Below are 25905 nucleotides of genomic sequence, written 5' to 3'. Positions count from 1 at the left end.
TTTCGTCGGGAACGCCATCCGGACGTCCGTCGGACCGGGGGGATTGAACGCAATTCATATTAGAGAGTCCGTAACTCACGGATAGTCATAGGGAATTGGTAGTGCTACGACTCTTCAATAAAAAAGCCCATGCGCTTCTGGGGATCGACATCAGCTCGACGTCGGTGAAGCTGCTCGAATTGAGCCGTCAGGGTGATCGTCTGCGTGTCGAGTCCTACGCTGTCGAGCCGTTGCCAGCCAATGCCGTGGTGGAAAAGAACATTGCCGAGCTGGAAGGGGTGGGCCAGGCGCTTTCACGAGTGCTGGCCAAGGCCAGGACACCCTTGCGCAACGTGGCGGTGGCCGTGGCGGGGTCGGCGGTCATCACCAAGACCATCGAGATGGACGCCGGGCTGTCCGATGACGATATGGAGAACCAGCTCAAGATCGAGGCCGACCAGTACATTCCTTATCCACTGGACGAAGTGGCGATCGATTTCGAGGTGGTCGGCGTATCGTCTCGCAGCGCCGAGCGCGTCGAGGTGCTGTTGGCGGCGTGTCGCAAAGAGAATGTCGAGGTGCGCGAGGCGGCGCTGGCGCTTGCCGGGCTGACGGCCCGGGTGGTCGATGTGGAAGCGTACGCGCTGGAGCGCGCGTTTGGCCTGCTCGCCACTCAGCTGGCGGCATCCCAGGAGCGCCTGACCGTGGCGGTGATCGACATCGGAGCCACGATGACTACGCTCAGCGTGTTGCACAACGGGCGCATCATCTACACCCGCGAGCAGCTGTTCGGTGGGCGCCAGCTTACCGAGGAAATCCAGCGCCGTTATGGCCTGACGCCGGAGCAGGCCGGCCTGGCAAAAAAGCAGGGCGGCCTGCCGGACGACTATCTCGGCGAAGTGCTGCAACCGTTTCGCGAAGCGCTGGTGCAGCAAGTGTCGCGTTCCCTGCAGTTTTTCTTCGCTTCAGGTCAGTACAGCGCAGTGGACCACATCCTGCTGGCGGGAGGCACGGCCTCGGTCGCGGGCCTCGACCGTTTGATCGAGCAGCGCCTGGGCACACCTACCCAGGTGGCCAACCCGTTTACGAACATGGCCTTGAGCAGCAAGGTCAATGCCGGTGCCCTGGCCAGTGATGCGCCAGCCCTGATGATTGCCTGCGGGCTGGCCCTCAGGAGTTTCGACTGATGGCGCGGATCAACCTGCTTCCCTGGCGCGAAGAACTGCGCGAAGAGCGGCGCAAGCGCTTCTTGCTGGCATTGGTGGGGGCGCTGGTCGGCGCGGTGGGGCTGACGCTGCTGGCGGCACAGTACCTGAGCAACGAGATCGACTTCCAAATGGCGCGCAACGCCCATCTGACCGGGGAAATCGCCGTGCTGGACGAGCGCATCAAGCAGATCAGCGAGCTGAAGGCCCGGCGCCAGCAACTGTTGGAGCGCATGCGGATCATCCAGGACTTGCAAGGCAACCGGCCGGTCAGTGCGCGCATTTTCGATCAGCTGGCGCGGACCCTGCCGGACGGGGTGTATTTCACTGAAGTGAAAATGGAAGAGGGCACGCTCTCCATCAAAGGGGCCGCGGCGTCAAACAACCGGGTCTCGGACCTGATGCGCAACCTCGACTCGTCGGAGCTGTTCGATGCGCCCAGCCTGACGGAGGTCAAGGCCACCACGGCGGGCCAGCTCGACCAGGCCAATGTCTTCCAGCTGACGGTTCGCCAGACCCGTCCGGCCGATGCGGAGGACGCCCAATGAAGCCGGGAGAGTGGTTCGACGCGCTGCGCAAGATCGATCTCAGTGACCTGGACACCAACAACGTCGGTTCATGGCCGACGCCGGTGAAGTGGCTGGCCGGCATCATGCTGGTGATCCTGGTGCTCGGCCTGGGCTACAACTTTGCCCTCAGTGACCTGGAAACCCAGCTGCAGCAGGTCCGTGAAGAGGAGAACACCCTCAAGGCGCAATTTGCCGGCAAGGCGCACATGGCGGCGAACCTGGAGCGCTACACCGAGCAGATGAAGCAGATGGAAACTTCTTTTGGCGTGCTGTTGCGGCAATTGCCCAGTGACACCGAAGTGCCGGGCCTGCTGGAGGACATCACGCGCACCGGCCTGGGCAGCGGCCTGGAGTTCGAGGAGATCAAGTTGCTGCCGGAGGTCACCCAGCCGTTCTACATCGAGTTGCCGATCCAGATCACCGTGACCGGCGGCTACCATGACCTGGCGACCTTCGTCAGTGGCGTAGCCGGGTTGCCCCGGATCGTCACCTTGCACGATTTCGAGATCGCGCCGATGGAGCCGGAGGCGGGGACGAAGCTGCGCATGAACATCCAGGCCAAGACCTACCGGTACAACGAGCAGGAGGCGCAGCCATGACGCCGGTCTGCCGCCTGGGTCTGCTGGTCGGGCTGGTTGCGCTGGCCGGGTGCAACAACGACAACGGTTTCAGTGACCTGGATGCCTACATGAACGAGATGCGCCTGCGCCCGCCCGGCAAGATCGAACCCATGCCGACGTTCAGGCCTCACGAAACCTTTACCTACAGCGCGGCCAACCTGCGCAGCCCTTTTTCCCGGCAGGTTCCAGTCGATCAGGCGGGTCGACAGCAGGGCTCGCGCAACGTCCGCCCCGACCCGAACCGAGTCAAGCAATACCTGGAAGGCTTCAACATCGAGCAATTCGAGATGGTCGGTACGATCTCCAATGCCAGTGGCTCTTTTGCGCTGTTACGTGGCGCGGGTGGGGTACACCGGCTGAAGGTCGGAGATTACCTGGGGCGTAACGACGGGCGGATCATCGCTATCAGCGCCACCCAGGTTGAAGTGGTCGAAATCGTTCCCGATGGCCAGGGCGCCTGGCTGGAGCGGCCGCGGACCATTCCCTTGAAAGAGCACACAATAGTGGAACCCCAACAATGAACAGGTTTTTTTCAGCCCTCGGTATTTCGCTATGGATAGCGTTGTTGTCGCCGGTGGTTCATGGCGCCAGCCTGAAAGCGCTGGATGTGGCGGCGTTACCGGGGGACCGGGTCGAGTTGAAGTTGACCTTCGACGGGCCGCCGCCCAAGCCCCGTGGTTATACCACCGAGCAACCGGCCCGGATTGCGCTTGATCTGCAGGGGGTGACCAGCCAACTGGCCAGCAAGAGCCGTGACCTGGGCAGCGGCAATGCCCGCAGCGCCACCGTGGTCGAGGCGGGGGATCGGACCCGGTTGATCATCGGCCTTACGCAACTGGCGCCCTATGACACGCGCGTAGAGGGCAACAACCTGTTTGTGGTGGTTGGCAAGGGCGCGACCCCGAGGAGCCCAACCCAACCCGCTCGCCCGGCAGCCCCCGTCCCTGCGCCTGCCAGGGCTCGCGCCCCGGCGGGCAAAGCCATTCGCGGGGTGGATTTCCAGCGCGGGACCCAGGGCGAAGGCAATGTGGTGATCGATTTGTCCGATCCGTCGATCGCCCCGGACATCCAGGAGCGCGAAGGCAAGATCATCCTCGATTTCGCCAGGACCCAGTTGCCCGAGCCGCTGAGGGTGCGCCTGGACGTCAAGGATTTCGCCACCCCGGTGCAGTTCATCAATGCCAGCGCCGGCTCCGATCGCGCCACCATCAGCATCGAACCCAGCGGAACCTTTGATTACTCGACCTACCAGACCGACAACAAGCTGACCGTCAGTGTCCGGCCGATGACCGTCGAGGACCTGCAAAAACGCGATACCGATCGAGCCGCCTATAGCGGCGAAAAATTGTCCCTGAACTTCCAGGACATCGAGGTGCGTTCGGTACTGCAGCTGATTGCCGATTTCACCAATCTCAACCTGGTGGCCAGCGATACGGTGCAGGGCGGTATCACCTTGCGGTTGCAGAACGTGCCGTGGGATCAGGCGCTGGACCTTGTGCTCAAGACCAAGGGGCTCGACAAGCGCAAAGTGGGTAACGTGCTGCTGGTGGCGCCGGCCGACGAGATCGCCGCCCGCGAACGCCAGGAGCTGGAATCGCAGAAGCAGATTGCCGACCTCGCCCCGTTGCGCCGCGAACTGCTGCAGGTCAACTACGCGAAGGCGGCGGACATCGCCAAGCTCTTCCAGTCGGTGACCAGTGCCGAGGCCAAGGCCGATGAGCGCGGCACGATCACGGTCGATGAGCGGACCAACAACATCATCGCCTACCAGACCCAGGACCGGCTCGACGAACTGCGGCGGATCGTGGCGCAGCTGGATATCCCGGTGCGCCAGGTGATGATCGAAGCGCGGATCGTCGAGGCCAACGTCGACTACGACAAAAGCCTGGGCGTGCGCTGGGGGGGCTCGATACAGAACAAGGGCAACTGGAACTCTTCCGGGGTGACCACCGGTGATTCCACCACCATTGGTACGCCAGGCAGCACCAGCACCAACCAGCCATTCGTCGACCTCGGCGCCTCTGGCAATACGTCGGGGATCGGTATCGCGTTCATCACCGACAACGTCCTGCTCGACCTTGAGCTGACGGCCATGGAGAAAACCGGCAACGGTGAAATCGTCTCACAGCCCAAGGTGGTGACCTCCGACAAGGAGACGGCAAAAATCCTCAAGGGCACGGAGATTCCCTACCAGGAGGCCAGCTCCAGCGGCGCCACCTCGGTGTCGTTCAAGGAGGCCTCGTTGTCGCTTGAGGTCACGCCGCAGATAACCCCGGACAACCGCATCATCATGGAGGTCAAGGTCACCAAGGATGAGCCGGACTACCTGAACAAGGTCCAGGATGTACCGCCGATCAAGAAAAACGAGGTCAACGCCAAGGTGCTGGTCAATGACGGCGAGACCATTGTGATTGGGGGCGTTTTCTCAAATACTCAGAGCAAGGTTGTAGATAAGGTGCCATTTCTTGGCGATGTGCCGTATCTTGGCCGCCTTTTCCGGCGTGATGTGGTTTCGGAGAAAAAATCCGAGCTGCTGGTATTTCTCACTCCGCGTATCATGAACAACCAGGCGATTGCTGTGAGTCGTTGATTCTGTGCGAAATTTGATTCTTGTTGGACCGATGGGGGCTGGAAAAAGCACCATCGGTCGTTTGCTGGCCAAAGAGCTGCGCCTGCCATTCAAAGATTCCGACAAGGAAATTGAATTGCGCACGGGCGCCAATATCCCATGGATCTTCGATAAGGAAGGCGAACCGGGCTTTCGCGACCGCGAGCAGGCGATGATTGCCGAGCTGTGCGGTTTCGAAGGCGTGGTGCTGGCGACCGGTGGCGGCGCGGTCATGCGCGAGGCCAATCGTCGGGCGCTGCATGCCGGCGGACGGGTGGTCTACCTGCACGCCTCAGTCGAACAGCAGGTGGGTCGCACCGCCCGTGATCGCAACCGGCCGCTGTTGCGCACCGCCGACCCGGCCAAGACGCTACGTGATCTGCTGGAATTGCGTGATCCGCTGTATCGGGAAATCGCCGACCTGGTCATCGAAACCGATGAACGGCCGCCACGGATGGTGGTGCTGGAAATTCTCGATCGCCTTCAGCAACTGCCACCCCGTTAATGCGCCGAGCGAAATGCGCTATCCTCGACGTCCCGTTTTGGCTCGACTGGGTTGTGGCGGATGGCCATTAACTGAGACACCGTGGACTTCGTTAATTGCAGGTAGGGATGCCTGATTTCATCTTCACTGTGGGGACACATGCAGACACTTAAGGTCGACCTGGGCGAGCGCAGCTACCCGATTCATATTGGCGAAGGCTTGCTCGACCAGCCCGAACTGCTGGCGCCGCATATCGCCGGACGGCAAGTCGCGATCATCACCAACGAAACCGTCGCTCCTTTATACCTGGAACGCTTGACTCGCAGCCTGTCAGCTTTTTCCGTCATTTCCGTCGTGTTGCCCGACGGTGAAGCGTTCAAGAACTGGGAAACCCTGCAATTGATCTTCGACGGCCTGCTGACTGCGCGTCATGATCGTCGCACCACCGTAGTCGCCTTGGGCGGCGGCGTGATCGGCGACATGGCCGGGTTCGCTGCGGCGTGCTATCAGCGCGGTGTGGATTTCATCCAGATTCCTACCACGCTGCTATCGCAGGTCGATTCGTCCGTGGGCGGAAAGACCGGCATCAATCATCCGCTGGGCAAGAACATGGTGGGCGCGTTCTATCAGCCCAACGTGGTGCTCATCGACACCGCCTCCCTCAAGACGTTGCCGGCCCGTGAACTGTCCGCAGGCCTGGCTGAAGTGATCAAGTACGGGCTGATCTGCGACGAGCCGTTCCTCGGCTGGCTCGAAGAAAACGTCGACCGCCTGCGTGCGCTGGATCAGCAGGCCCTGACTTACGCGATCGAGCGCTCTTGCGCAGCCAAGGCTGCCGTGGTCGGCGCCGATGAACGCGAATCGGGTGTGCGGGCCACGCTCAACCTCGGCCATACCTTCGGTCATGCCATCGAAACCCATATGGGCTATGGCGTCTGGCTGCACGGTGAGGCCGTTGCCGCAGGGACGGTCATGGCCCTGGAAATGTCCGCGCGCCTGGGTTGGATCAGCCAGCAGGAACGCGATCGTGGTATTCGCCTGTTTCAACGTGCCGGGTTGCCGGTGGTTCCGCCGGAAGAAATGACCGAGGCGGATTTTCTTGAACACATGGCAATCGACAAAAAAGTGATCGACGGTCGTCTGCGTCTGGTGCTGCTGCGCCGCATGGGCGAAGCGGTAGTGACCGACGATTATCCGAAAGAGGTTCTACAGGCCACGCTGGGAGCGGATTACCGCGCCCTGGCTCAGCTTAAAGGTTAATAAGATTCCGATGACTAGTCTGCATGCCGACGAGGCGTTCCTCGGCCATTTCCAATTGAGTCATGACCCTTTCGCTCCGCGGGTCCCGGGCTTCAAGTTTTTCCCTGCCCAACGCAAGCCAGTGCTGGGCCAGTTGCACCATCTGGCCCGCTACAGCCAATTGCTGCTGGTGGTCACCGGCCCCCAGGGCAGTGGCAAGACCTTGCTGCGCCAGGCCCTGGTGGCCAGTACCAACAAGCAGTCGGTGCAAAGCGTGGTGGTATCGGCCCGTGGTGCGGGTGATGCTGCGGGTGTGCTGCGCCAGGTGGCCCAGGCTCTGAATGTCGCCCAGGCGGAAATTGGCGCGATTCTCGATCAGATCGTACAGCTGGCGCTCACCGGGCAGGAAGTCTACCTGTTGGTGGACGATGCCGAACAACTCGACGAATCGGCCCTGGAAGCGCTGCTGGCCCTGGCTGCCGGCGCGCCGGAAGGCCGTCCCCATGTGTTCCTGTTCGGTGAGTCGTCACTGATCGCCGAGCTGGACCAGTTGGAGCTCGAGGAAGAGCGTTTCCACGTTATCGAACTCGCGCCCTACACCGAGGAAGAAACCCGTGAATACCTGGCCCAGCGCCTGGAGGGGGCTGGCCGGGGTATCGAACTTTTCACCGCGGATCAGATCTCTGAGATTCACGAAAGCTCCGACGGCTGGCCTGGCAATATCAACCAGGTGGCCCGAGATGCTCTGATCGAAATCATGATCGCCAGCCGCTCAGCGGTGAAGCGTCCAAGTATGGGGTTCAACATGCCGAAGAAACACGTATTGGCGATTTCCGCCGTTGTCGTGGTTGCGGTGGCCGCCGCCTGGCTGATGCCAGGTCGCAACAAGGCACCGACCACCGGCGCACCTGCCAACGAACAGGCACAGCTGCCTCTCGGCCAGGGCACTCCGCAAGCCAACGGTGGTGCGCCGGCGGTGGAATTTGCCGGCAATACCCAGCCTATGCCGCTGCCGCTGGTCGGCCAATCGCAACCGGTCATGCGCGGTCCCTTGGCAGAAGCCGCGGGAGGCATCACCGAAGGCGACGACGGCGCGCCGCCGCCGATCGATGACAGCAGCGACGTGCCGCCAACCGTGACCACCACCGCGCCACCTGCGGGCGTGCCGGCCGGTCCGGCACCGACGCCGACACCTGCCCCGGCCGCCAAACCGACGCCTGCGCCAACCCAGGTCGCCACCGCCAAGCCGGCCCCGACCCCGGCCGCCCCAGCGGCCAAGCCAGCACCGGCGCCTGCGGCCAAGCCTGCCGCCACCCCGGCCAAAGCCGCGGGCGGTAGCTGGTACGCAGGTCAGGCACCGGGCAACTACGTGGTGCAGATCCTCGGCACCAGCTCCGAAGCCACTGCGCAGAACTTCGTCAAGGAGCAGGGCGGCGAGTACCGTTATTTCAAGAAAGTGCTCAACGGCAAGCCGCTGTATGTCATCACCTACGGCAGCTTTGCCAATCGTGACGCAGCCGTTTCCGCCATCAAGGCCTTGCCAGCGAAGGTTCAGGCTGGTAAACCTTGGCCTCGCACTGTCGCCAGCGTCCAACAGGAACTGGCAGCAACTCGCTGATGATTCGGCGGCCTTACCCTGGCCGCCTCTCCCGGCAACCTCAAAATTTCCGCAAGGGCGGGCGACCTTTCAGGCCGCGCGCCTTGTGGTGTCTGCGTCACAGTAGCGTTTGAGTCGTAGCGGTCGAACCCAAAAAAGTTTTGACTAGCACAGCATATAGCTTTAAACCTTTCACAAATGCGACATGGATTTGCGACAGTTCGTCGTCAAATTTGTGAGCCTCTGTGTCGGTGTGTACAATGACCTCCCTTTTGCCCCCGCAAAGCTGGCGTACGTTCGGCGCGGCACGCAACTGGCTGAATTGAAAAGAAATTTGCCTCGACAAGAGGCAGCCTGGTGAGAAAGTGTCTATGAAAGCAGGTCTGTACCAACCAGATGAATTCAAGGATAACTGCGGTTTCGGCCTGATAGCCCATATGCAGGGCGAGCCCAGTCATACCCTTTTGCAAACGGCCATTGAGGCCCTGACCTGCATGACCCACCGTGGTGGGATCAACGCCGACGGCAAGACCGGCGACGGCTGTGGCTTGCTGATTCAAAAGCCTGACGAGTTCCTGCGGGCCATCGCCCAGGAAACGTTTGGCGTGACCCTGCCCAAGCAGTACGCCGTGGGCATGGTGTTTTTCAACCAGGACCCGGTAAAGGCACAAGCCGCTCGCGAGAACATGAACCGCGAGATCCTCGCCGCCGGCCTGCAACTGGTCGGCTGGCGCAAAGTGCCGATCGACACCAGCGTCCTCGGCCGTCTGGCCCTTGAGCGCCTGCCGTTGATCGAGCAAGTGTTCATTGCCGGCGAAGGTTTGAGCGACCAGGAAATGTCGATCAAGCTGTTCAGCTCCCGTCGTCGTTCGTCCGTGGCCAACGCCGCTGACACCGACCACTACATCTGCAGCTTTTCCCACAAGACCATCATTTACAAAGGCCTGATGATGCCGGCGGACCTCACCGCCTTCTATCCGGACCTGAGCGATGAGCGCCTGAAAACCGCGATCTGCGTATTCCACCAGCGCTTCTCCACCAACACCCTGCCGAAATGGCCGCTGGCCCAGCCCTTCCGTTTCCTCGCCCACAACGGCGAGATCAACACCATCACCGGCAACCGCAACTGGGCCGTGGCCCGTCGCACCAAGTTCGCCAATGACCTGATGCCGGACCTCGAAGAGCTCGGCCCGCTGGTCAACCGCGTGGGCTCTGACTCCTCGAGCATGGACAACATGCTCGAACTGATGGTGACCGGCGGCATCGACCTGTTCCGTGGCGTGCGCATGCTTGTTCCGCCAGCCTGGCAGAACGTCGAAACCATGGACCCGGACTTGCGCGCCTTCTACGAATACAACTCCATGCACATGGAGCCGTGGGACGGCCCGGCCGGTATCGTCATGACCGACGGTCGCTACGCGGTGTGCCTGCTCGACCGTAACGGTCTGCGTCCGGCGCGCTGGGTCACCACCACCAATGGTTTCATCACCCTGGCGTCGGAAATCGGCGTGTGGAACTACCAGCCCGAAGACGTTATCGCCAAAGGCCGCGTGGGCCCTGGGCAGATTTTCGCCGTGGACACCGAGACCGGGCAGATCCTCGACACCGACGCGATCGACAACCGTCTCAAGTCCCGTCATCCGTACAAGCAATGGCTGCGCAAGAATGCCCTGCGCATCCAGGCGACCATGGAAGACAACGACCATGGCTCGGCTTTCTACGACGTCGACCAGCTCAAGCAGTACATGAAGATGTACCAGGTGACGTTCGAAGAACGTGACCAGGTGTTGCGTCCGCTGGGCGAGCAGGGCTACGAAGCGGTCGGCTCCATGGGCGACGACACGCCGATGGCCGTGCTGTCCCAGCGCGTACGCACGCCGTATGACTATTTCCGCCAGCAGTTCGCCCAGGTGACGAACCCACCGATCGACCCGCTGCGCGAAGCTATCGTGATGTCCCTGGAAATCTGCCTCGGTGCCGAGCGCAACATTTTCCAGGAGTCGCCGGAACACGCCTCGCGGGTGATCCTCAGCTCGCCGGTCATCTCTCCGGCCAAGTGGCGTTCGCTGACCAACCTCGATCGCCCCGGCTTCGAACGTCAGGTCATCGACCTGAACTACGACGAAAGCGTCGGTCTGGAAGCGGCGATCCGCAACGTCGCCGATCAGGCTGAAGAGGCCGCGCGTGCCGGTCGCACCCAGATCGTCCTGACCGACCGTCATATCGCGCCCGGCAAGCTGCCGATCCACGCCTCGCTGGCCACCGGTGCGGTGCACCATCGTCTGACCGAAAAGGGCCTGCGCTGCGATTCCAACATCCTCGTCGAAACCGCCACGGCTCGCGATCCGCATCACTTTGCGGTGCTGATCGGCTTTGGCGCCTCGGCGGTGTACCCGTTCCTGGCCTACGAAGTGCTGGGCGACCTGATCCGTACCGGTGAAGTCCTGGGCGACCTCTACGAGGTGTTCAAGAACTACCGCAAAGGCATCACCAAGGGCCTGCTCAAGATCCTTTCGAAGATGGGTATCTCGACTATCGCCTCGTACCGCGGCGCGCAGTTGTTCGAGGCCATCGGCCTGTCCGAAGAAGTCTGCGAGCTGAGCTTCCGTGGTGTCCCGAGTCGCATCAAGGGCGCGCGTTTCGTCGACATCGAAGCCGAGCAGAAAGCCCTGGCCGCCGAAGCCTGGAGCCCGCGCAAGCCGATCCAGCAGGGCGGCCTGCTGAAGTTCGTCCACGGTGGCGAATACCACGCCTACAACCCGGACGTGGTCAACACCCTGCAAGCCGCCGTGCAACAGGGCGACTACGGCAAGTTCAAGGAATACACGGCGCTGGTGGATAACCGCCCGGTGTCGATGATCCGCGACCTGCTCAAGGTCAAGACCCTCGACACGCCGCTGGATATCAGCGAAGTGGAGCCGCTGGAGTCGGTCCTCAAGCGTTTCGACTCCGCCGGCATCTCCTTGGGCGCCTTGTCCCCGGAAGCCCACGAAGCCCTGGCCGAAGCCATGAACCGCCTCGGTGCGCGTTCGAACTCCGGCGAAGGCGGCGAAGACCCGGCGCGCTACGGCACTATCAAGAGTTCGAAAATCAAGCAGGTGGCCACCGGCCGCTTCGGTGTGACCCCGGAATACCTGGTCAACGCTGAAGTACTGCAGATCAAGGTTGCCCAGGGTGCCAAGCCCGGCGAAGGCGGCCAGTTGCCTGGCGGCAAGGTCAACGGCCTGATCGCCAAGCTGCGCTACGCGGTGCCCGGCGTGACGCTGATTTCGCCGCCGCCGCACCACGACATCTACTCGATCGAAGACTTGTCGCAACTGATCTTCGACCTCAAGCAGGTGAACCCGAAGGCCCTGGTCTCGGTGAAGCTGGTGGCGGAAGCCGGCGTCGGCACGATTGCCGCCGGCGTGGCGAAAGCCTATGCCGACCTGATCACCATCTCCGGCTACGACGGCGGCACCGGTGCCTCGCCGCTGACCTCGATCAAGTACGCTGGCGCGCCGTGGGAACTGGGCCTGGCCGAAACCCACCAGACCTTGCGCGGCAACGACCTGCGCGGCAAGGTCCGGGTGCAGACCGACGGGGGCCTGAAGACCGGTCTCGACGTGATCAAGGCTGCTATTCTCGGTGCCGAGAGCTTCGGCTTCGGTACCGCGCCGATGATTGCCCTGGGCTGCAAATACCTGCGCATCTGCCATCTGAACAATTGCGCCACCGGTGTGGCGACCCAGAACGAGAAGTTGCGCAAGGATCACTACATCGGCACCGTCGACATGGTGGTGAACTTCTTCACCTACGTGGCCGAAGAGACCCGTGAGTGGCTGGCCAAGCTGGGCGTGCGCTCGCTGGAAGAGCTGATCGGCCGCACCGATCTGCTCGAAGTGCTTGAAGGCCAGACCGCCAAGCAGCATCACCTGGACCTGACCCCGTTGCTGGGCAGCGACCTGATCCCGGCGGACAAGCCACAATTCTGCCAGGTCGATCGCAACCCGCCGTTCGACAAGGGCGAGCTGGCCGAGAAGATGGTCGACATGGCCGCTGCGGCGATCAATGACCTGAGCGGTGCTCAGTTCGAGCTGAATATCTGCAACTGCGACCGCTCCATCGGCGCGCGGATTTCCGGCGAGATCGCCCGCAAGCACGGCAACCAGGGCATGGCTCACGCGCCGATCACGTTCCGCTTCAAGGGCACGGCCGGGCAAAGCTTCGGCGTCTGGAACGCCGGCGGCCTGAACATGTACCTGGAAGGTGACGCGAACGACTACGTGGGCAAGGGCATGACCGGTGGCAAACTGGTCATCGTTCCGCCCAAGGGCAGTGTCTACCGGACCCAGGACAGTGCGATCATCGGCAACACCTGCCTCTACGGCGCCACCGGCGGCAAACTGTTCGCCGCCGGCACCGCGGGTGAGCGCTTCGCCGTGCGTAACTCCGGCGCCCACACCGTGGTGGAAGGCACCGGCGATCACTGCTGCGAGTACATGACTGGTGGTTTCGTCTGCGTACTTGGCAAGACCGGTTACAACTTCGGCTCTGGCATGACCGGCGGTTTCGCCTATGTGCTCGACCAGGACAACAGCTTCGTCGACCGGGTCAACCACGAACTGGTGGAAATCCAGCGGATCAGCGGCGAGGCGATGGAAGCCTACCGCAGCCACCTGCAACGCGTGCTGAACGAATACGTCGAGGAAACCGACAGTGAGTGGGGTCGTGAACTCGCCGAGAACCTCGATGACTACGTGCGTCGTTTCTGGCTGGTCAAGCCGAAAGCGGCCAACCTGAAGTCGTTGCTTTCCAGCACCCGTGCCAACCCGCAGTGATATGCGCCTGAAGAGTTTGATGAGGTTTTAACAATGGCTGAACGTCTGAATAACGACTTCCAGTTCATCGATGTCGGGCGCAAGGATCCGAAGAAGAAACTGTTGCGTCAACGCAAGAAAGAGTTCGTGGAAATCTACGAGCCCTTCAAACCCCAGCAGTCGGCCGACCAGGCCCACCGCTGCCTGGGTTGCGGTAACCCGTACTGCGAATGGAAGTGCCCGGTGCACAACTTCATTCCCAACTGGCTGAAGCTGGTGGCCGAGGGCAATATTCTCCAGGCCGCCGAACTGTCCCACCAGACCAACACCTTGCCGGAAGTCTGCGGCCGGGTGTGCCCGCAGGATCGCCTGTGCGAGGGTGCCTGCACCCTCAACGACGGTTTTGGCGCGGTGACCATCGGTTCGGTGGAAAAGTACATCACCGACACCGCATTCGCGATGGGCTGGCGCCCGGACATGTCCAAGGTCAAGCCGACCGGCAAGCGTGTCGCGATCATCGGCGCCGGTCCGGCGGGCCTGGGCTGTGCCGACGTATTGGTACGCGGTGGCGTGACCCCGGTGGTGTTCGACAAGAACCCGGAAATCGGTGGCCTGCTGACCTTCGGCATTCCCGAGTTCAAGCTGGAAAAGAGCGTGTTGAGCAATCGTCGCGAAGTCTTCACCGGCATGGGCATCGAGTTCCGCCTGAACACCGAGGTGGGCAAGGACGTCACCATGGAGCAACTGCTCGAAGAATACGACGCGGTCTTCATGGGCATGGGCACCTACACCTACATGAAGGGCGGCTTTGCCGGCGAGGACCTGCCGGGCGTCTACGACGCGCTGGACTTCCTGATCGCCAACGTCAACCGCAACCTGGGCTTTGAAAAGTCGCCGGAAGATTTCGTCGACATGAAAGGCAAGAAAGTCGTGGTACTCGGTGGTGGCGACACGGCGATGGACTGCAACCGCACCTCGATTCGCCAGGGCGCCAAGTCGGTGACCTGCGCCTATCGTCGTGACGAAGCAAACATGCCGGGCTCGCGCAAAGAGGTGAAGAACGCCAAGGAAGAGGGCGTGAAATTCCTCTACAACCGCCAGCCGATTGCGATTGTCGGGGAAGACAAGGTCGAAGGCGTGAAGGTGGTCGAGACCCGTCTTGGCGAACCGGATGCCCGTGGCCGGCGCAGCCCCGAGCCGATCCCCGGTTCCGAAGAGATCATCCCGGCCGACGCCGTGGTCATCGCCTTCGGTTTCCGTCCAAGCCCGGCGCCATGGTTCGAGCAGTTCAGCATCCAGACCGACAGCCAGGGCCGCGTCGTTGCCCCGGAACAAGGCCAGTACAAGCACCAGACCAGCAATCCGAAGATCTTCGCCGGTGGCGACATGGTCCGCGGTTCGGATCTGGTGGTGACGGCGATCTTCGAAGGCCGCAATGCGGCGGAAGGGATCCTGGATTACTTGCAGGTCTGATCACTTTCTATAGCTGGAATGCGATCAAAATGTGGGAGCGAGCTTGCTCGCGATAGCGGTGGATCAGTCGACGGACATGTTGAATGTGCCGCCCTCATCGCGAGCAAGCTCGCTCCCACAGGTGTTTTGTGGTGTTGCGAAAATTGCGTGGCACCGCGACAAATTGCCCCGATAGATAAAAGGCACGGCTCTTGCCGTGCCTTTTGCGTCGCGCTCTGAGAAAATGCCCGCACTTTTTTTCCGGATGCCGACATGACTGCCCTGAAGAACGACCGTTTCCTTCGCGCCCTGCTCAAGCAACCTGTAGACGTCACCCCGGTGTGGATGATGCGCCAGGCCGGTCGCTATCTGCCGGAGTACCGCGCCAGTCGCGCCAAGGCCGGCGACTTCATGAGCCTGTGCATGAACCCGCAGTTCGCCTGTGAAGTCACGATGCAGCCGCTGGACCGCTACCCGCAGCTGGACGCGGCGATCCTGTTCTCCGACATCCTCACCATCCCTGACGCCATGGGCCAGGGCTTGTACTTCGAGACTGGCGAAGGCCCGCGCTTCAGGAAAGTCGTCAGCAGCCTGGCCGACATCGAGGCGTTGCCGATTCCCGATCCGCAGAAAGACCTCGGCTATGTCATGGACGGCGTCAGCACCATCCGTCGCGAACTCAATGGCCGCGTCCCGCTGATCGGTTTCTCCGGCAGCCCGTGGACGCTGGCGACCTACATGGTCGAAGGCGGCTCGTCGAAAGACTTCCGCAAGACCAAGGCGATGCTCTACGACAATCCCCAGGCCATGCATTTGCTGCTGGACAAGCTGGCGCAGTCGGTCACGTCCTACCTCAACGGCCAGATCCTGGCCGGTGCGCAAGCAGTGCAGATATTCGACACCTGGGGCGGCAACCTGTCGGCGGCGGCGTACCAGGAGTTTTCCCTGGCTTATATGCGCAAGATCGTCAGCGGCCTGATTCGTGAACACGAAGGTCGCAAAGTCCCGGTGATCCTGTTCACCAAGAACGGCGGGCTGTGGCTGGAAAGCATCGCCGATGCCGGCGCCGACGCCCTGGGCCTGGACTGGACCTGTGACATCGGCAACGCTCGCGAGCGCGTCGGTAGCAGAGTCGCACTGCAAGGCAACATGGATCCGACCGTGCTGTATGCCAAGCCAGAAGCCATCCGTGCCGAAGTCGGACGCATCCTCGCCAGTTATGGCAAGGGCAGCGGGCACGTGTTCAACCTCGGTCACGGGATCACCCCGGAAGTCGACCCGGAGCACGCCGGGGCTTTCCTGCGGGCGGTGCATGAGTTGTCGGCGCAATATCACGTGTAAGTGTCGCGGCGCCCTGAAACCTGCCCGGACTTATGCCGGGCAGGTTTTTTTATGCCAGTTGCGTCTAAGTTTCATCACAACTTTTTTAAGGTTTAAGAGTTTCTATTTTTAACTAAGAAGTTCAAACAAAGAAAAATCCCTTAGCCAGTGCAGATTTTTCCTACAGAGAATACGTCAACGTCTCTGTAAGGTTTCGCCTCCCGTGATAGGACGCGTAGAACAATCTACGCGACTCCAAGAGCGACTTGATTGTCGTTCTTCTTGACGAGTGGTCTGAAACTTTATGAAAACCAGAACTTTAAAGGGAAGCACGATCGCAGGATTTGATTCTTCGTTGCCCTTGTTTCCCGAATGCCTGCAGGAAAGCCCTCCGAGCTATTCCAAACCGCGGGTACTGCTGCACTGGATATCGGCCTTCATTATTCTGTGGACGCTGGCATCCGGTTTTTATGTGGCCTATGTCCCGGTGCCCGTCTTTATCAAACAATGGATTGGATCGCTCAATGTCTCACTGACAACGGTATTGATTCCGTTGTTTGCCTGGCGACTCTGGTTGTTTTTCTCCAACCTTGAGATCCGGACTGCGGCATCGTCCATGAATAAAAGCCTGGCGCTGGCGGTACATGCGGTGATCTACCTGGTCACCAGCGTCGTGCTGGCCTCCGGCGTGCTGATGATGACAACACCCATCAGCCTGTTCGGGCTCGTTCAGATTCCCCAGCCGCTGGATGACGTACAACTGAACGACTTGGCGTTGACCTTCCACATCCTGTCCTGCATGACGCTTGCGTTGCTCGTCGCATTGCATATTTGCGCAGTGGTCTGGCATGAGTCTTCCGGCCGCAGGGTGCTACGGCGGATGACATTCAGGAAATCTGTAGGCGTGCTCATTCAGTGAGCGCAGGTGGTATTGCGTCAGTGAAGCTAGCCTTGGGCGTTGCCGGGGAGCGGCGGCAGCTTCGCCAGTTTCATGGCTACCAGCAATGCCACCAAGAGCAACGCGCCGATGAACAGCCCGGTTCCGTTCCATCCCCCCAGGTGCCACGCGACCCCGCCCGCCGTACCGGCAATACTCGAGCCGGCGTAATAGCTGAACAAATACAACGATGAAGCCTGGCCCTTGGCCTTCAGGGCGCGGCGGCCGATCCAGCTGCTGGCCACCGAGTGCGCGCCGAAGAAACCGAAGGTGAACACCAGCATGCCGATGATCACCAGCCAGAGCGGCGTGAGCAGCGTCAGCAGCAGGCCCGCCAGCATCAACGCAATGGTCGCCCAGAGCATTTTCCGCCGGCCGAGCTTGTCAGCCATGGCCCCGACCTTGGCCGAACTGTAGATGCCGGACAGGTACACGACCGACAGCAACCCGACGAATGCCTGGTCCATATGGTAAGGCGCGGCCAGCAGGCGGTAGCCGATGTAGTTGAACAGCGTGACGAACGCGCCCATCAGTACGAAGGCTTCAAGAAACAGCAGGGGTAGCCCGGCGTCGCGAAAGTGCAGGGTGAAACCGTCCAGCAGGCTGCGTGGATGCAGCGAGCGTGGGCGGAAGTTGCGCGATTCGGGAAGGATCCGCCAGAACACCGCCGCCGCAACCAGGGCCAGGCCACCGATCACCAGCATCGCGGTATGCCAGCTGACAAAGTCGATCAATACGCCGGTGATCAGCCGCCCGCACATGCCGCCGATGGCGTTGCCGGCGATGTACAGCCCCATAGCCAGGCCGATGTGCCTGGGATGGATTTCTTCGCTCAGGTAGGTCATCGCCACCGCCGCCAATCCGCTTAACGACAACCCCACCAGGGCGCGCAGGACCAGCACGCCTTGCCAGGTGGGCATCATCGCACTGGCGATCGTGCACAGCGCCGCTGCGAACAGCGCGGCGACCATCACTGATTTGCGGCCGATGCGGTCGGAAATCGGACCGGTGACCAACAGGCCGACGGCAAGCAGGCCGGTTGCCACCGACAGGATCAAGCTGCTCTGGGCGGCGTTGATGGAAAACTCCGCCGACAGCAGCGGCATCATCGGTTGCACGCAATACAACAGCGCGAAAGTTGCAAAACCGCCGCAAAACAACGCCAGCACCGTACGCATGAACAACGGCGTGCCTTTTTCGATATAGATATCCTCCAGCGCGGCAGCGGCATCATCCTGGGGGCGCGGCGGGATTTCATGGGCCAGTGGAGCGGCAGCGGTTTTCACGATGGACCTCGGAGGGGAGCACGGCCTGGCAGGCAATGAAAAAAGCATATAGCCGGCTAATGTTTCTATCCAATATATTGTTCGACCTGTTTAAGACGTTTTGCGACTTGCTGGGAAGGGCACATGGAACTGCGTCACTTGCGTTACTTCATCGCGGTCGCCGAAGAGCTGCACTTCGGCCGCGCCGCCCTGGCGCTTGGAATCTCCCAGCCGCCACTGAGCCAACAGATCCAGGCACTGGAGCAAGAGATTGGTGCACGCCTGTTCGAACGCACCAACCGTCGCGTCGAACTGAGCGAGGCCGGACGGCTGTTTCTCGAAGAGGCGCGCCGGGTCCTGGCCCAGGTCGACAAGGCTGCCGACGTAGCCCGCCGCGCCCAGTTGGGGGAATTGGGCGAGCTGAAAATCGGCTTCACCTCCTCAGCGCCGTTCAATTCCACCATTCCCCAGGCGATTTTCACCTTTCGCCAGCGCTTTCCCGCAGTCCACCTGAACCTGCGGGAAATGAGCAGCACCCAAGTGGCCGATGCGTTGCTCGACGAGGCCATCGACGTGGGCATCATGCGTCCACTGCCGCTTCCCGACGCCTTGAGCGAAATCGAACTCAGCCGCGAACCCTTGGTGGCGGTGCTCAGCTCCAAGCACCCGTTAGCCCAGGGCAGTGACAAAGGCCTGTTTCTCGCTTCGCTGGCCGAGGAGCCGTTCGTGTTTTTCCCCCGCAGCTACGGCAGCGGTCTCTACGCCCAGCTCCTGACGCTGGCCCGCGACGCTGGTTTCAGCCCGCACTTCGCCCAGGAAGCGGGCGAAGCCATGACCATCATCGGGCTGGTGGCGGCGGGGCTGGGCGTCTCGGTCCTGCCGGCGTCTTACCAGCGCATGCGTATCGACGGCGTGGTCTACCGGTCGTTGCTGGATCCGGCGGCGGTCTCGGCGGTGTGGCTGGTCCAGCGCAAGGACCAGCGTTCGCCGATGGCCAGGGCGTTTGTGGCGTTGTTGACTGGCGTTCCGGAGTAATCAGGCGCTCAAGCTCAGGGCAAAAGCGGACTGTGGGTAAAGGGCCACCCCTTAATTGATCGAGCCATCAGCCTTTCGCGGAGCGCTGCTATCACAGAAGCCACAATCTGCCTCGGAATCGCCTCCCGTAAAAATGCAGTTGGTAACAGACGTAGAAGCAGAACGTAGCCATGAAGGCTCCAGCTGTCAGTAGATGGTGTGGACTGCTCCAGTAGATAATGTGACCAATTAAAAGCGCTGTCGTAATGGCGGTGGAAGCCAGGATGACGAGAGCCGCCATGATCGCTTGAAAAGCGCCAATCAGCTTTTTTGTTCGATAATGCCGTTGAATAAACAGGAGCAATAACGAGGCTGTGCAGGTGGCCGTTATAGTGAGAAAAGGGATGGCAATGATGTCTTGGTCGATTGGATAGATTTCATCTTTAAAGTTTGAGTATAAGTTTATTCCGCTCATGATTGGAGTAGTGGATAGGGAAACGATGTAGATAATTAATAAATGGATCGTTTTCATTGGGGGCCTGGTTGCTATAGCGACGAAAGGCGACTTCGTCGCTATAGGCTTTTTGTTAAAAATTTGAGGGTTGAAAACCTTTGCCTATCAAATGTATGTTGTGCTCGCCTGAAATGTCTATTGCAAACGCTTTTCCTGGTAGCGCTCGACCCGCTGTCGTCAGTTGTTCAAGTGGAAGGGGTCTATCGCTTTTATTGAAGTCATAGAGGTCGTGGTAGGCCTTTACTTTTCCTACGAATTGCCAAGAGCTGTCCTCGTTGCGGATGAAGTCACCCTCAACCCGAAGGGTAACTCTTCCCAAATACGCTCCTGTAACTGCGCTGTCCTGGCCTGTATCGTAACCGATCTTAGGGTCAACAAGATGGTAAGTGCCGGGGGACTTGCTATGTTCAATGCTTTGCTTTAGCAGAGGAAGACGGCTCTCTGTTATGCGTAAACCTATGGAATTAATATCTACTTCCAATTTTTGACCTTTACCCCATAAATAGTGCCCTAAGGCTTTAACAGGGCTAAACGTACCGCCCGATAATTTAGGCGTTTCAAGCTTGAATGTGGTGCTGCGAGCGTATTTTGAGTTGCTTATTGCAATGATTGCTTCTCGAGATGTGAAGCCACTTCGCATGAGCGCGTCTGCTAAGCTGAAGGTTACAATCTTGCTTTTGAATAGAGCGTCATTGATGCGCCAATGCGGCGCTACCCAGCCACGCTCTCTTTCGACAATTTCCCATATATCCTTTATGGCGCCGTATGCATTGTTTTGATTGATGGCTTTGTCAAGGATTTTCAAGTTGAAACTAAAGTCGTCCAGCCCGGTTTGAGTTTTAATCAGGTCGGAGATGTAAAAATCATCGTCTTCCGTCAAGGTGTCCGGTTGCGGAGGAGGGAATATATATGTTCCATCTATTATTATCCCGTCCGTAGACCAGTAACCTCCTAAAGAGCCTGACCATGTTCCGGTCACGCTGGTGGCAGGTAAATCAATTCCGTTTTTGCTCATGTTTCAATTCCGTTTGTGGTTGTTTTGTTGAGTTGACTTAGCTACTCGGGCGAGTAGTTACTCAAGCATGAGTAAGGGGGCAGGCTCAATGGCGCAGAAATGGTTTGGGAAAAGGATTACAAGAAATAAGGAAAGTTATGACTTCGTTAAATCGTAGGGCATAGGATGGCCGTGAGCCTCCCAGATCCAGGCGGGCGGAGGAATGCCGCTCGGGCACTACGCAGCTCTGGCAGGGGTAGGCGAGTATGGCGCTGGCCCTGTCAGCTTACGTCGAGTGATCAGGACGCTGGTTTGTCAGCGCGTGCGCTGATTTGCGCCGACTCGGACTTTATGGAACTGTCCCAACTGCATAAGACGGAGTTCGAAGGGCTTCAGGGCTGCTGCGCAGCCCAGCGGGAGCAAGCTCCCTCGCCACGGGAAAGCACTGAGGTCAATTGCGCGGATGGCGTTGGCGACGACGGCTTCAACGCCAGCGCCGAAAAATCAGCGAGGTGTTGACCCCGCCGAAGGCGAAGTTGTTGTTCATCACATATTCGTTGCTCATGCTGCGAAACTCGTTGCGCAGGTAATTGAGATGGCCGCATTCAGGGTCGACTTCGTCGAGGTTGAAGGTGTGCACGTAGCGGTCGCGGTTCAGCATTTCGATGCTGAACCAGGATTCCAGGGCTCCGCAGGCGCCCAGGGTGTGGCCGAGGAAGCTTTTCTGCGAGCTGATGGGCATGTGTTCGCCAAACAGGCTGCTGGTAGCGAGGGTTTCGGCGATGTCGCCCTGTTCGGTGGCGGTGCCGTGGCCGTTGACGTAGCCAATGGCGGAAGGTTCGAGGCCGGCGTCTTCCAGGGCCAGTTCCATGGCGCGGCGCATGGTGCTCAATTCGGGACGGGTGGCGTGCTGGCCGTCGGCATTGCTGCCGAAGCCGACGATCTCGGCGTGGATCCGCGCGCCACGGGCCAGGGCGTGTTCGAGTTCTTCGAGCACCAGCATGCCGGCGCCTTCGCCGATCACCAGGCCATCGCGGCCCTTGTCGTAGGGTCGCGGGCTGGTTTGTGGGGCATCGTTTTTCAGGCTGGTGGCGTAGAGCGCATCGAAGACCATTGCTTCGGTCGGGCACAGTTCCTCGGCGCCGCCGGCGAGCATCAACGGCAGGCGGCCGAACTTGATCGCCTCGTAGGCATAGCCGATGCCATGGCTGCCGCTGGTGCAGGCGCTGGACGTGGGAATCAGGCGCCCGGTCAGCCCGAAGAAGATGCTGATATTGGCCGCCGTGGTGTGCGGCATCATCCGCACGTAGGAGTTGGCGTTCAAACCTTCGGCGACGCTGTTGAGCAGCATGTTGCCGAAGGCCTTGATCTCGTCGGTGCTTCCCGTGGAGGAGCCGCACGACACACCCATGCGTCCATCCTTGATCGACGGGTCGTCCAACAGCCCGGCGTCGGCCAGGGCTTGTTCCGCCGAGCCCACCGCCAGGCGGGAAACCCGGCCCATGCTGCGCAGTTGCTTGCGGGTCCAGTGGGCCGGGACCTGAAAGTCGTCCACGGGCCCGGCCAGGCGGGTGTTCAATTCACTGAAGCGGTCCCACTCGTGCATGCGCCGGATGCCGCTGCGGTTGGCGGCGAAGTTGGCCGCGATGGTCTCCCAATCGCTGCCCAGGGAGGTAATGCCGGCCATGCCGGTGACGACGACGCGCTTCATCAGCACAGGCCTCCATTGACGGCCAGGACTTGCCGGGTGATGTAGCCGGCTTCGGCGGACATCAGGAAATTCACCGCGCTGGCCACTTCTTCAGGCGTGCCCATGCGCTGGGCGGGGATCATTTTCATCAGTTCTTCCACGGGGACGTTTTCATCGAGCATGGCGGTGTCGATCAACCCCGGCGCGACGCAGTTGACGGTGATCTTGCGCTTGCCCAGCTCGATTGCCAACGCCTTGGCCGCACCGATCAGGCCCGCCTTCGAGGCGCTGTAGTTGACCTGGCCACGGTTGCCGATCAGCCCGGACACCGATGTGATGCAAACGATTCGTCCGGCGGCGCGGCGACGAATCATCGGCATCATCACCGGGTGGAGCACGTTGTAGAAACCGTCGAGGTTGGTGCGCATCACGCTGTCCCAGTCGTCCTCGCTCAGGGCGGGAAACGCGCCGTCGCGGGTCAGGCCGGCGTTGAGCACCACGCCGTAATAGGCCCCGTGGGTTTCCACGTCGGCCTCAAGGATGGCCTTGCAGGCGGCGCGATCGGAGACGTCGAATTGCAGCACCCGGGCCTTGCGGCCCAAGGCCTGGATCTGCGCCTGGACGGCTTCGGCCTCGGCGCGACCGCTGCGGCAGTGCAAGACGATGTCGTGGCCGGCCTGGGCCAGGCGCAGGGCGATGGCGCGGCCGATGCCACGGCTGGAGCCGGTGACCAGTACGGATTCAGTCATGGCTGGTTTCCTGTTGCGGGCGGTTCATTGAGGTACTGGGCGGCATGGGGCGGGCGGAACACATTCAACCGTGCGCTGGCATGGATACCGGGCGCGTGGATGTGGCATTCGAACACACCCATGCCGTTATCGTCTTCCAGGGATCGGATGCCGTGCAAGGTCAGCTCGGTGCCGAGGGGGAAATATTCGACGTTGCATTCGAACTTGCGGGTTCCGAGCAAAAAGCCCAGCTCCACCGCATCGCCGCGTTGGCGTGCGTGGCAACCGGCAAACGCCGCAACGCTCTGGGCCATCAGCTCGATGCCGACCCAGGCCGGTAGCGCGCCGTCGTCGCGGTTGAACAGACCGCCGGGCCTGACGGTGGCGAGGGTGTGGATCTGCTCGTCATCAAAGGACAGGATCCGGTCGATGAGAATCATGTCGCCGGCGTGGGGCAGCAATTCGGCGAGCGGCCAGTCAATCATTGCGCGTCTCCGATAATCAGGCTGACGTTGTTGCCGCCGAAAGCAAACGAGTTGCTCATCAGGCGACGGGGCAGGTTCGGGGGCAAGCGAGTGTCGGACGTTACCCAGTCCAATGCCGGCAACTCGGGGTCGGCCTGGCCGTCCCAGACGTGCGGCGGCAGGGCCTGTGCGGTATTTTCACCAGACAGGGCCAACCAGCAGAACGCAGCCTCCAATGCGCCCGCCGCGCCGAGGGTGTGGCCGGTCAGCGGCTTGGTCGACGAGCAGGGCACGCCGGCCGGGAACAGGCCCGCCACTGCGTGGCTTTCCATGGCGTCGTTATGTTGCGTGGCGGTGCCATGCAGGTTCAGGTAGTCGATCTGGCTGGCGTCCAGGCCGGCGCCGCGCAAGGCTTTTTCCATGGCCTGGCGGGCACCCCGGCCGCTGGGTTCCGGCGCAGAGATGTGGTGCGCATCGGAACTGGCGCCGTCGCCGAGCAGGGCAATCGAGTGCCCATCCGACGGGGTCTTGCTCATGAGAAACAGCACCGCCGCTTCGCCGATGTTGATGCCGCTGCGGTTCACCGAGAACGGATTGCAGCGCTCGCCGGAGACCGCTTCCAATGCTGAAAAGCCGTTGAGGGTCAGCTTGCACAAGCTGTCCACACCACCGCAAAGCACCGCGTCGCACAGCCCCAGGTCGAGCAGACGGCGAGCGCTCATCAGGGCCCGCGCGCTGGAGGTGCAAGCGGTCGAGATCACGTAGGACGGGCCGCTCAGGCCAAGCCAGTCGGAGAGAAAGTTGGCTGGCGCGCTGAGCTCCTGCTGCTGGTAGTCGTAACCTTCGGGGAACCGCTGCTCGCGCAGATAGTGGGCAATGCCCTGGCTGGCCTCGTCGATGCCCGAAGTGCTGGTCCCCAGCACGATGCCGATGCGCGCACGACCGTAAGCCTGGATGGCCTGATCGATCTCGGGACGAATCTGCAACCCTGCTTCGAGCAGCAGCTGATTGTTGCGGCTGCGTTGCGCCGCCATGGATTCAGGGATAACGGCGAGCTCTCCGGTTACGCAAGCCACCGGCAATGCCCGTTCGGCCACCCAGCCGGCTTCGACGCGCACGCCTGAGCAGTCGCCGGCAAACAGGTTGCGGGCCACGTTTTGTTTGCCTCGGCCCAGGGCGCAAATCACGCCCAAGGCGTTCAAATAAGCGGTCATCGTGCGCTCTCGCTCAACGGTGTAATGCGGTAATGCGGCCCCTGCGGCAGGCTCAATTGAAAGTCCAGCGGTTGCGTGTAGCGCACCTGCCAGCGGGTATCGAGCGTTCGTCGAGCGTCTTGCTGCCGGGCGGCCGGGTAACGGCCGGCCAGTTCCGCCTCGGGGGTCAGGGCAAACAGCAGGGCGGCGAACAATTCCCGGGCTTCGGCATTGGGCGGCAGCAGGCCGTCGGCTTGCCATTGGCTGTCGACCAGGCGCTGGCGAGCGACGGGAATGCCCAGCGGATCCATCATCGACCAGCGGATGCCGGCGCTTTCGCGCTGGATCACCAGCAGCCAGTCCTGGCGCTGGCCGTCCAGTTGCCGTTCGATGTGCAATTGCAGCGGCAGCGCCAGGGTCGGCATGCGCTCGGGCAGTGGTGCCTGGCTGGCGCAGGCGCTGAGCAGCAAGAGTAAACCTGCAAGCAGACCACGGATCATCCGGCGCCCCCTTCGAGCGGCTTGCGGGCCACCACATTGACCAGGGTTTCCTCGCGCTCGCCAAACGGCCTGGGCCGGCGCAGGCCCCAGCGTTCCAGCAGCCCGAAGTCCCTGGCGCGGCTCCACCACAGGTACGGATAGGAGACGTTGCAGTCTTCGAAGCGGAACCCTTGATTGGCGATCATCGCCAGGTATTGCGCGGCGCTTTTCTGCACCTGCATCGGGTGGCGGAACAGCCAGCGGATCACCCAGGTATCGATGTAGGCCTTGGTGGATTCGGCGAACAGCAGGTAGCCGCCGGGCTTGAGCACGCGATAGAACTCGGCGAGGGCCTTTTCCTGTTCCACCAAGTGATGGAAGGTCTGGTGGCAGAACAGCAAATCGACGCTGGCATCGGGCACCGCCAACGTCGCGCAGTCGCTGCCGATCAGCTCCACGGCCATGCCCTGGCGAGCCGCTTCCGCGGCGCTGAGGTTCAGGCTGTGAGGGTCCGCGTCGACGCCAATCAGGCGTTGCGGCGCGAACACCTGGCGCAGATACCGGAACGATTTGCCCTGGCCGCAACCGGCATCCAGCAGCACCGGATTGGCCGGCGGCGAGGAGCTGAACAGGCTGCGCAGATCTTCGATGGCCACGCGCAGCACATGGTGCTGCCAGGTGTGGCTGCGCAGGAACCAGAAACCGAAGCGGGTTTCTTCGACGTAGTTGTCGCTCAGGTAGCTCATGGTTGCTTG

General features: G+C 61.2%; 21 protein-coding genes. 13 read left to right on the top strand and 8 right to left on the bottom strand.

The genetic code is table 11. From position 1 onward, the window contains the following. The first annotated feature begins 101 nt into the window (after positions 1-101). From PSH78_RS24370 to PSH78_RS24315, 12 genes are all read left to right on the top strand, one after another. Positions 102-1166 carry a pilus assembly protein PilM gene (locus PSH78_RS24370; RefSeq protein ID WP_305497354.1) on the top strand — a complete coding sequence of 355 codons (1065 nt, stop codon included), beginning with the start codon at positions 102-104 and terminating at the stop codon, positions 1164-1166. Continuing rightward, entirely contained in the window at positions 1166-1732 is a 567-nt protein-coding gene (locus PSH78_RS24365; protein ID WP_305497353.1) for a PilN domain-containing protein, read from the top strand. Before PSH78_RS24370 ends, PSH78_RS24365 begins: the two co-directional genes overlap by 1 nt. After that, positions 1729-2352, top strand: coding sequence for a type 4a pilus biogenesis protein PilO (gene pilO / locus PSH78_RS24360; protein ID WP_305497352.1), 624 nt, complete (start codon positions 1729-1731; stop codon positions 2350-2352). The genes PSH78_RS24365 and pilO overlap by 4 nt, the downstream gene beginning before the upstream one ends. After that, complete coding sequence (locus PSH78_RS24355; protein WP_305497351.1) at positions 2349-2894, top strand: pilus assembly protein PilP; 546 nt, start codon at positions 2349-2351, stop codon at positions 2892-2894. Before pilO ends, PSH78_RS24355 begins: the two co-directional genes overlap by 4 nt. After that, a complete protein-coding gene (gene pilQ, locus PSH78_RS24350; protein WP_305497350.1) occupies positions 2891-4963 on the top strand; it encodes a type IV pilus secretin PilQ in 2073 nt (690 codons plus the stop codon). The genes PSH78_RS24355 and pilQ overlap by 4 nt, the downstream gene beginning before the upstream one ends. A 4-nt stretch (positions 4964-4967) precedes the next feature. Beyond that, entirely contained in the window at positions 4968-5486 is a 519-nt protein-coding gene (gene aroK / locus PSH78_RS24345) for a shikimate kinase AroK (protein ID WP_181290818.1), read from the top strand. A 138-nt stretch (positions 5487-5624) separates the two neighbouring features. After that, a complete protein-coding gene (gene aroB / locus PSH78_RS24340; RefSeq protein ID WP_305497349.1) occupies positions 5625-6725 on the top strand; it encodes a 3-dehydroquinate synthase in 1101 nt (366 codons plus the stop codon). Positions 6726-6735: 10 nt separating this feature from the next. Next, entirely contained in the window at positions 6736-8322 is a 1587-nt protein-coding gene (locus tag PSH78_RS24335) for an AAA family ATPase (protein WP_305497348.1), read from the top strand. A gap of 350 nt (positions 8323-8672) precedes the next feature. Then, entirely contained in the window at positions 8673-13121 is a 4449-nt protein-coding gene (gene gltB / locus PSH78_RS24330) for a glutamate synthase large subunit (protein WP_305497347.1), read from the top strand. 33 nt (positions 13122-13154) lie between these two features. Continuing rightward, complete coding sequence (locus PSH78_RS24325) at positions 13155-14573, top strand: FAD-dependent oxidoreductase (RefSeq protein WP_305497346.1); 1419 nt, start codon at positions 13155-13157, stop codon at positions 14571-14573. Between the two features lie 252 nt (positions 14574-14825). Continuing rightward, positions 14826-15893, top strand: a complete 1068-nt coding sequence (hemE, locus tag PSH78_RS24320) for a uroporphyrinogen decarboxylase (protein ID WP_305497345.1) — start codon at positions 14826-14828, stop codon at positions 15891-15893. 283 nt (positions 15894-16176) lie between these two features. Next, entirely contained in the window at positions 16177-16791 is a 615-nt protein-coding gene (locus PSH78_RS24315; RefSeq protein ID WP_305497343.1) for a cytochrome b, read from the top strand. Positions 16792-16817: 26 nt separating this feature from the next. Here the strand turns inward: PSH78_RS24315 and PSH78_RS24310 are convergent, their stop codons facing one another. Beyond that, a complete protein-coding gene (locus PSH78_RS24310; RefSeq protein ID WP_305497341.1) occupies positions 16818-18095 on the bottom strand; it encodes an MFS transporter in 1278 nt (425 codons plus the stop codon). Positions 18096-18218: 123 nt separating this feature from the next. On the opposite strand from PSH78_RS24310, the gene PSH78_RS24305 reads away from it, so the two are divergent. Continuing rightward, positions 18219-19109: a LysR family transcriptional regulator gene (locus PSH78_RS24305; RefSeq protein WP_305497340.1), complete on the top strand. Its 891-nt coding sequence runs from the start codon at positions 18219-18221 to the stop codon at positions 19107-19109. Between the two features lie 566 nt (positions 19110-19675). Here the strand turns inward: PSH78_RS24305 and PSH78_RS24300 are convergent. From PSH78_RS24300 to PSH78_RS24270, 7 genes are all read right to left on the bottom strand, one after another. After that, positions 19676-20617, bottom strand: a complete 942-nt coding sequence (locus PSH78_RS24300) for a lipid II-degrading bacteriocin (protein WP_305497339.1) — start codon at positions 20615-20617, stop codon at positions 19676-19678. 463 nt (positions 20618-21080) lie between these two features. Further along, entirely contained in the window at positions 21081-22307 is a 1227-nt protein-coding gene (locus tag PSH78_RS24295; protein ID WP_305497338.1) for a beta-ketoacyl-ACP synthase, read from the bottom strand. After that, positions 22307-23035: a 3-oxoacyl-ACP reductase FabG gene (gene fabG / locus PSH78_RS24290; RefSeq protein ID WP_305497337.1), complete on the bottom strand. Its 729-nt coding sequence runs from the start codon at positions 23033-23035 to the stop codon at positions 22307-22309. Before fabG ends, PSH78_RS24295 begins: the two co-directional genes overlap by 1 nt. After that, positions 23032-23499 (bottom strand): hotdog family protein, encoded by a 468-nt coding sequence (locus PSH78_RS24285; RefSeq protein WP_305497335.1) that lies wholly within the window; start codon positions 23497-23499, stop codon positions 23032-23034. Before PSH78_RS24285 ends, fabG begins: the two co-directional genes overlap by 4 nt. Next, positions 23496-24692 (bottom strand): beta-ketoacyl-[acyl-carrier-protein] synthase family protein, encoded by a 1197-nt coding sequence (locus PSH78_RS24280; RefSeq protein WP_305497334.1) that lies wholly within the window; start codon positions 24690-24692, stop codon positions 23496-23498. The genes PSH78_RS24285 and PSH78_RS24280 overlap by 4 nt, the downstream gene beginning before the upstream one ends. Continuing rightward, positions 24689-25171, bottom strand: coding sequence for a DUF3261 domain-containing protein (locus tag PSH78_RS24275; RefSeq protein WP_305497333.1), 483 nt, complete (start codon positions 25169-25171; stop codon positions 24689-24691). The genes PSH78_RS24280 and PSH78_RS24275 overlap by 4 nt, the downstream gene beginning before the upstream one ends. Then, positions 25168-25896 (bottom strand): class I SAM-dependent methyltransferase, encoded by a 729-nt coding sequence (locus PSH78_RS24270; RefSeq protein ID WP_305497332.1) that lies wholly within the window; start codon positions 25894-25896, stop codon positions 25168-25170. The genes PSH78_RS24275 and PSH78_RS24270 overlap by 4 nt, the downstream gene beginning before the upstream one ends. Positions 25897-25905: the final 9 nt, after the last annotated feature.

This window comes from Pseudomonas sp. FP198 (assembly GCF_030687895.1).
Taxonomy (GTDB): Bacteria; Pseudomonadota; Gammaproteobacteria; order Pseudomonadales; family Pseudomonadaceae; genus Aquipseudomonas.
The sequence above is the reverse complement of the archived record's forward strand: the minus strand, read 5'-3'. Positions and strand labels throughout refer to the sequence as shown.

What these genes read in the sequence shown, in the direction of transcription:
- PSH78_RS24365 (WP_305497353.1), top strand. Translation starts at nt 1,166, where the DNA reads ATGGCGCGGATCAACCTGCTTCCCTGGCGCGAAGAACTGCGCGAAGAG.
- pilO (WP_305497352.1), top strand. Translation starts at nt 1,729, where the DNA reads ATGAAGCCGGGAGAGTGGTTCGACGCGCTGCGCAAGATCGATCTCAGT.
- PSH78_RS24355 (WP_305497351.1), top strand. Translation starts at nt 2,349, where the DNA reads ATGACGCCGGTCTGCCGCCTGGGTCTGCTGGTCGGGCTGGTTGCGCTG.
- pilQ (WP_305497350.1), top strand. Translation starts at nt 2,891, where the DNA reads ATGAACAGGTTTTTTTCAGCCCTCGGTATTTCGCTATGGATAGCGTTG.
- aroB (WP_305497349.1), top strand. Translation starts at nt 5,625, where the DNA reads ATGCAGACACTTAAGGTCGACCTGGGCGAGCGCAGCTACCCGATTCAT.
- PSH78_RS24335 (WP_305497348.1), top strand. Translation starts at nt 6,736, where the DNA reads ATGACTAGTCTGCATGCCGACGAGGCGTTCCTCGGCCATTTCCAATTG.
- gltB (WP_305497347.1), top strand. Translation starts at nt 8,673, where the DNA reads ATGAAAGCAGGTCTGTACCAACCAGATGAATTCAAGGATAACTGCGGT.
- PSH78_RS24325 (WP_305497346.1), top strand. Translation starts at nt 13,155, where the DNA reads ATGGCTGAACGTCTGAATAACGACTTCCAGTTCATCGATGTCGGGCGC.
- hemE (WP_305497345.1), top strand. Translation starts at nt 14,826, where the DNA reads ATGACTGCCCTGAAGAACGACCGTTTCCTTCGCGCCCTGCTCAAGCAA.
- PSH78_RS24315 (WP_305497343.1), top strand. Translation starts at nt 16,177, where the DNA reads ATGAAAACCAGAACTTTAAAGGGAAGCACGATCGCAGGATTTGATTCT.
- PSH78_RS24305 (WP_305497340.1), top strand. Translation starts at nt 18,219, where the DNA reads ATGGAACTGCGTCACTTGCGTTACTTCATCGCGGTCGCCGAAGAGCTG.
- PSH78_RS24300 (WP_305497339.1), bottom strand. Translation starts at nt 20,617, where the DNA reads ATGAGCAAAAACGGAATTGATTTACCTGCCACCAGCGTGACCGGAACA.
- PSH78_RS24295 (WP_305497338.1), bottom strand. Translation starts at nt 22,307, where the DNA reads ATGAAGCGCGTCGTCGTCACCGGCATGGCCGGCATTACCTCCCTGGGC.
- fabG (WP_305497337.1), bottom strand. Translation starts at nt 23,035, where the DNA reads ATGACTGAATCCGTACTGGTCACCGGCTCCAGCCGTGGCATCGGCCGC.
- PSH78_RS24285 (WP_305497335.1), bottom strand. Translation starts at nt 23,499, where the DNA reads ATGATTGACTGGCCGCTCGCCGAATTGCTGCCCCACGCCGGCGACATG.
- PSH78_RS24280 (WP_305497334.1), bottom strand. Translation starts at nt 24,692, where the DNA reads ATGACCGCTTATTTGAACGCCTTGGGCGTGATTTGCGCCCTGGGCCGA.
- PSH78_RS24275 (WP_305497333.1), bottom strand. Translation starts at nt 25,171, where the DNA reads ATGATCCGTGGTCTGCTTGCAGGTTTACTCTTGCTGCTCAGCGCCTGC.
- PSH78_RS24270 (WP_305497332.1), bottom strand. Translation starts at nt 25,896, where the DNA reads ATGAGCTACCTGAGCGACAACTACGTCGAAGAAACCCGCTTCGGTTTC.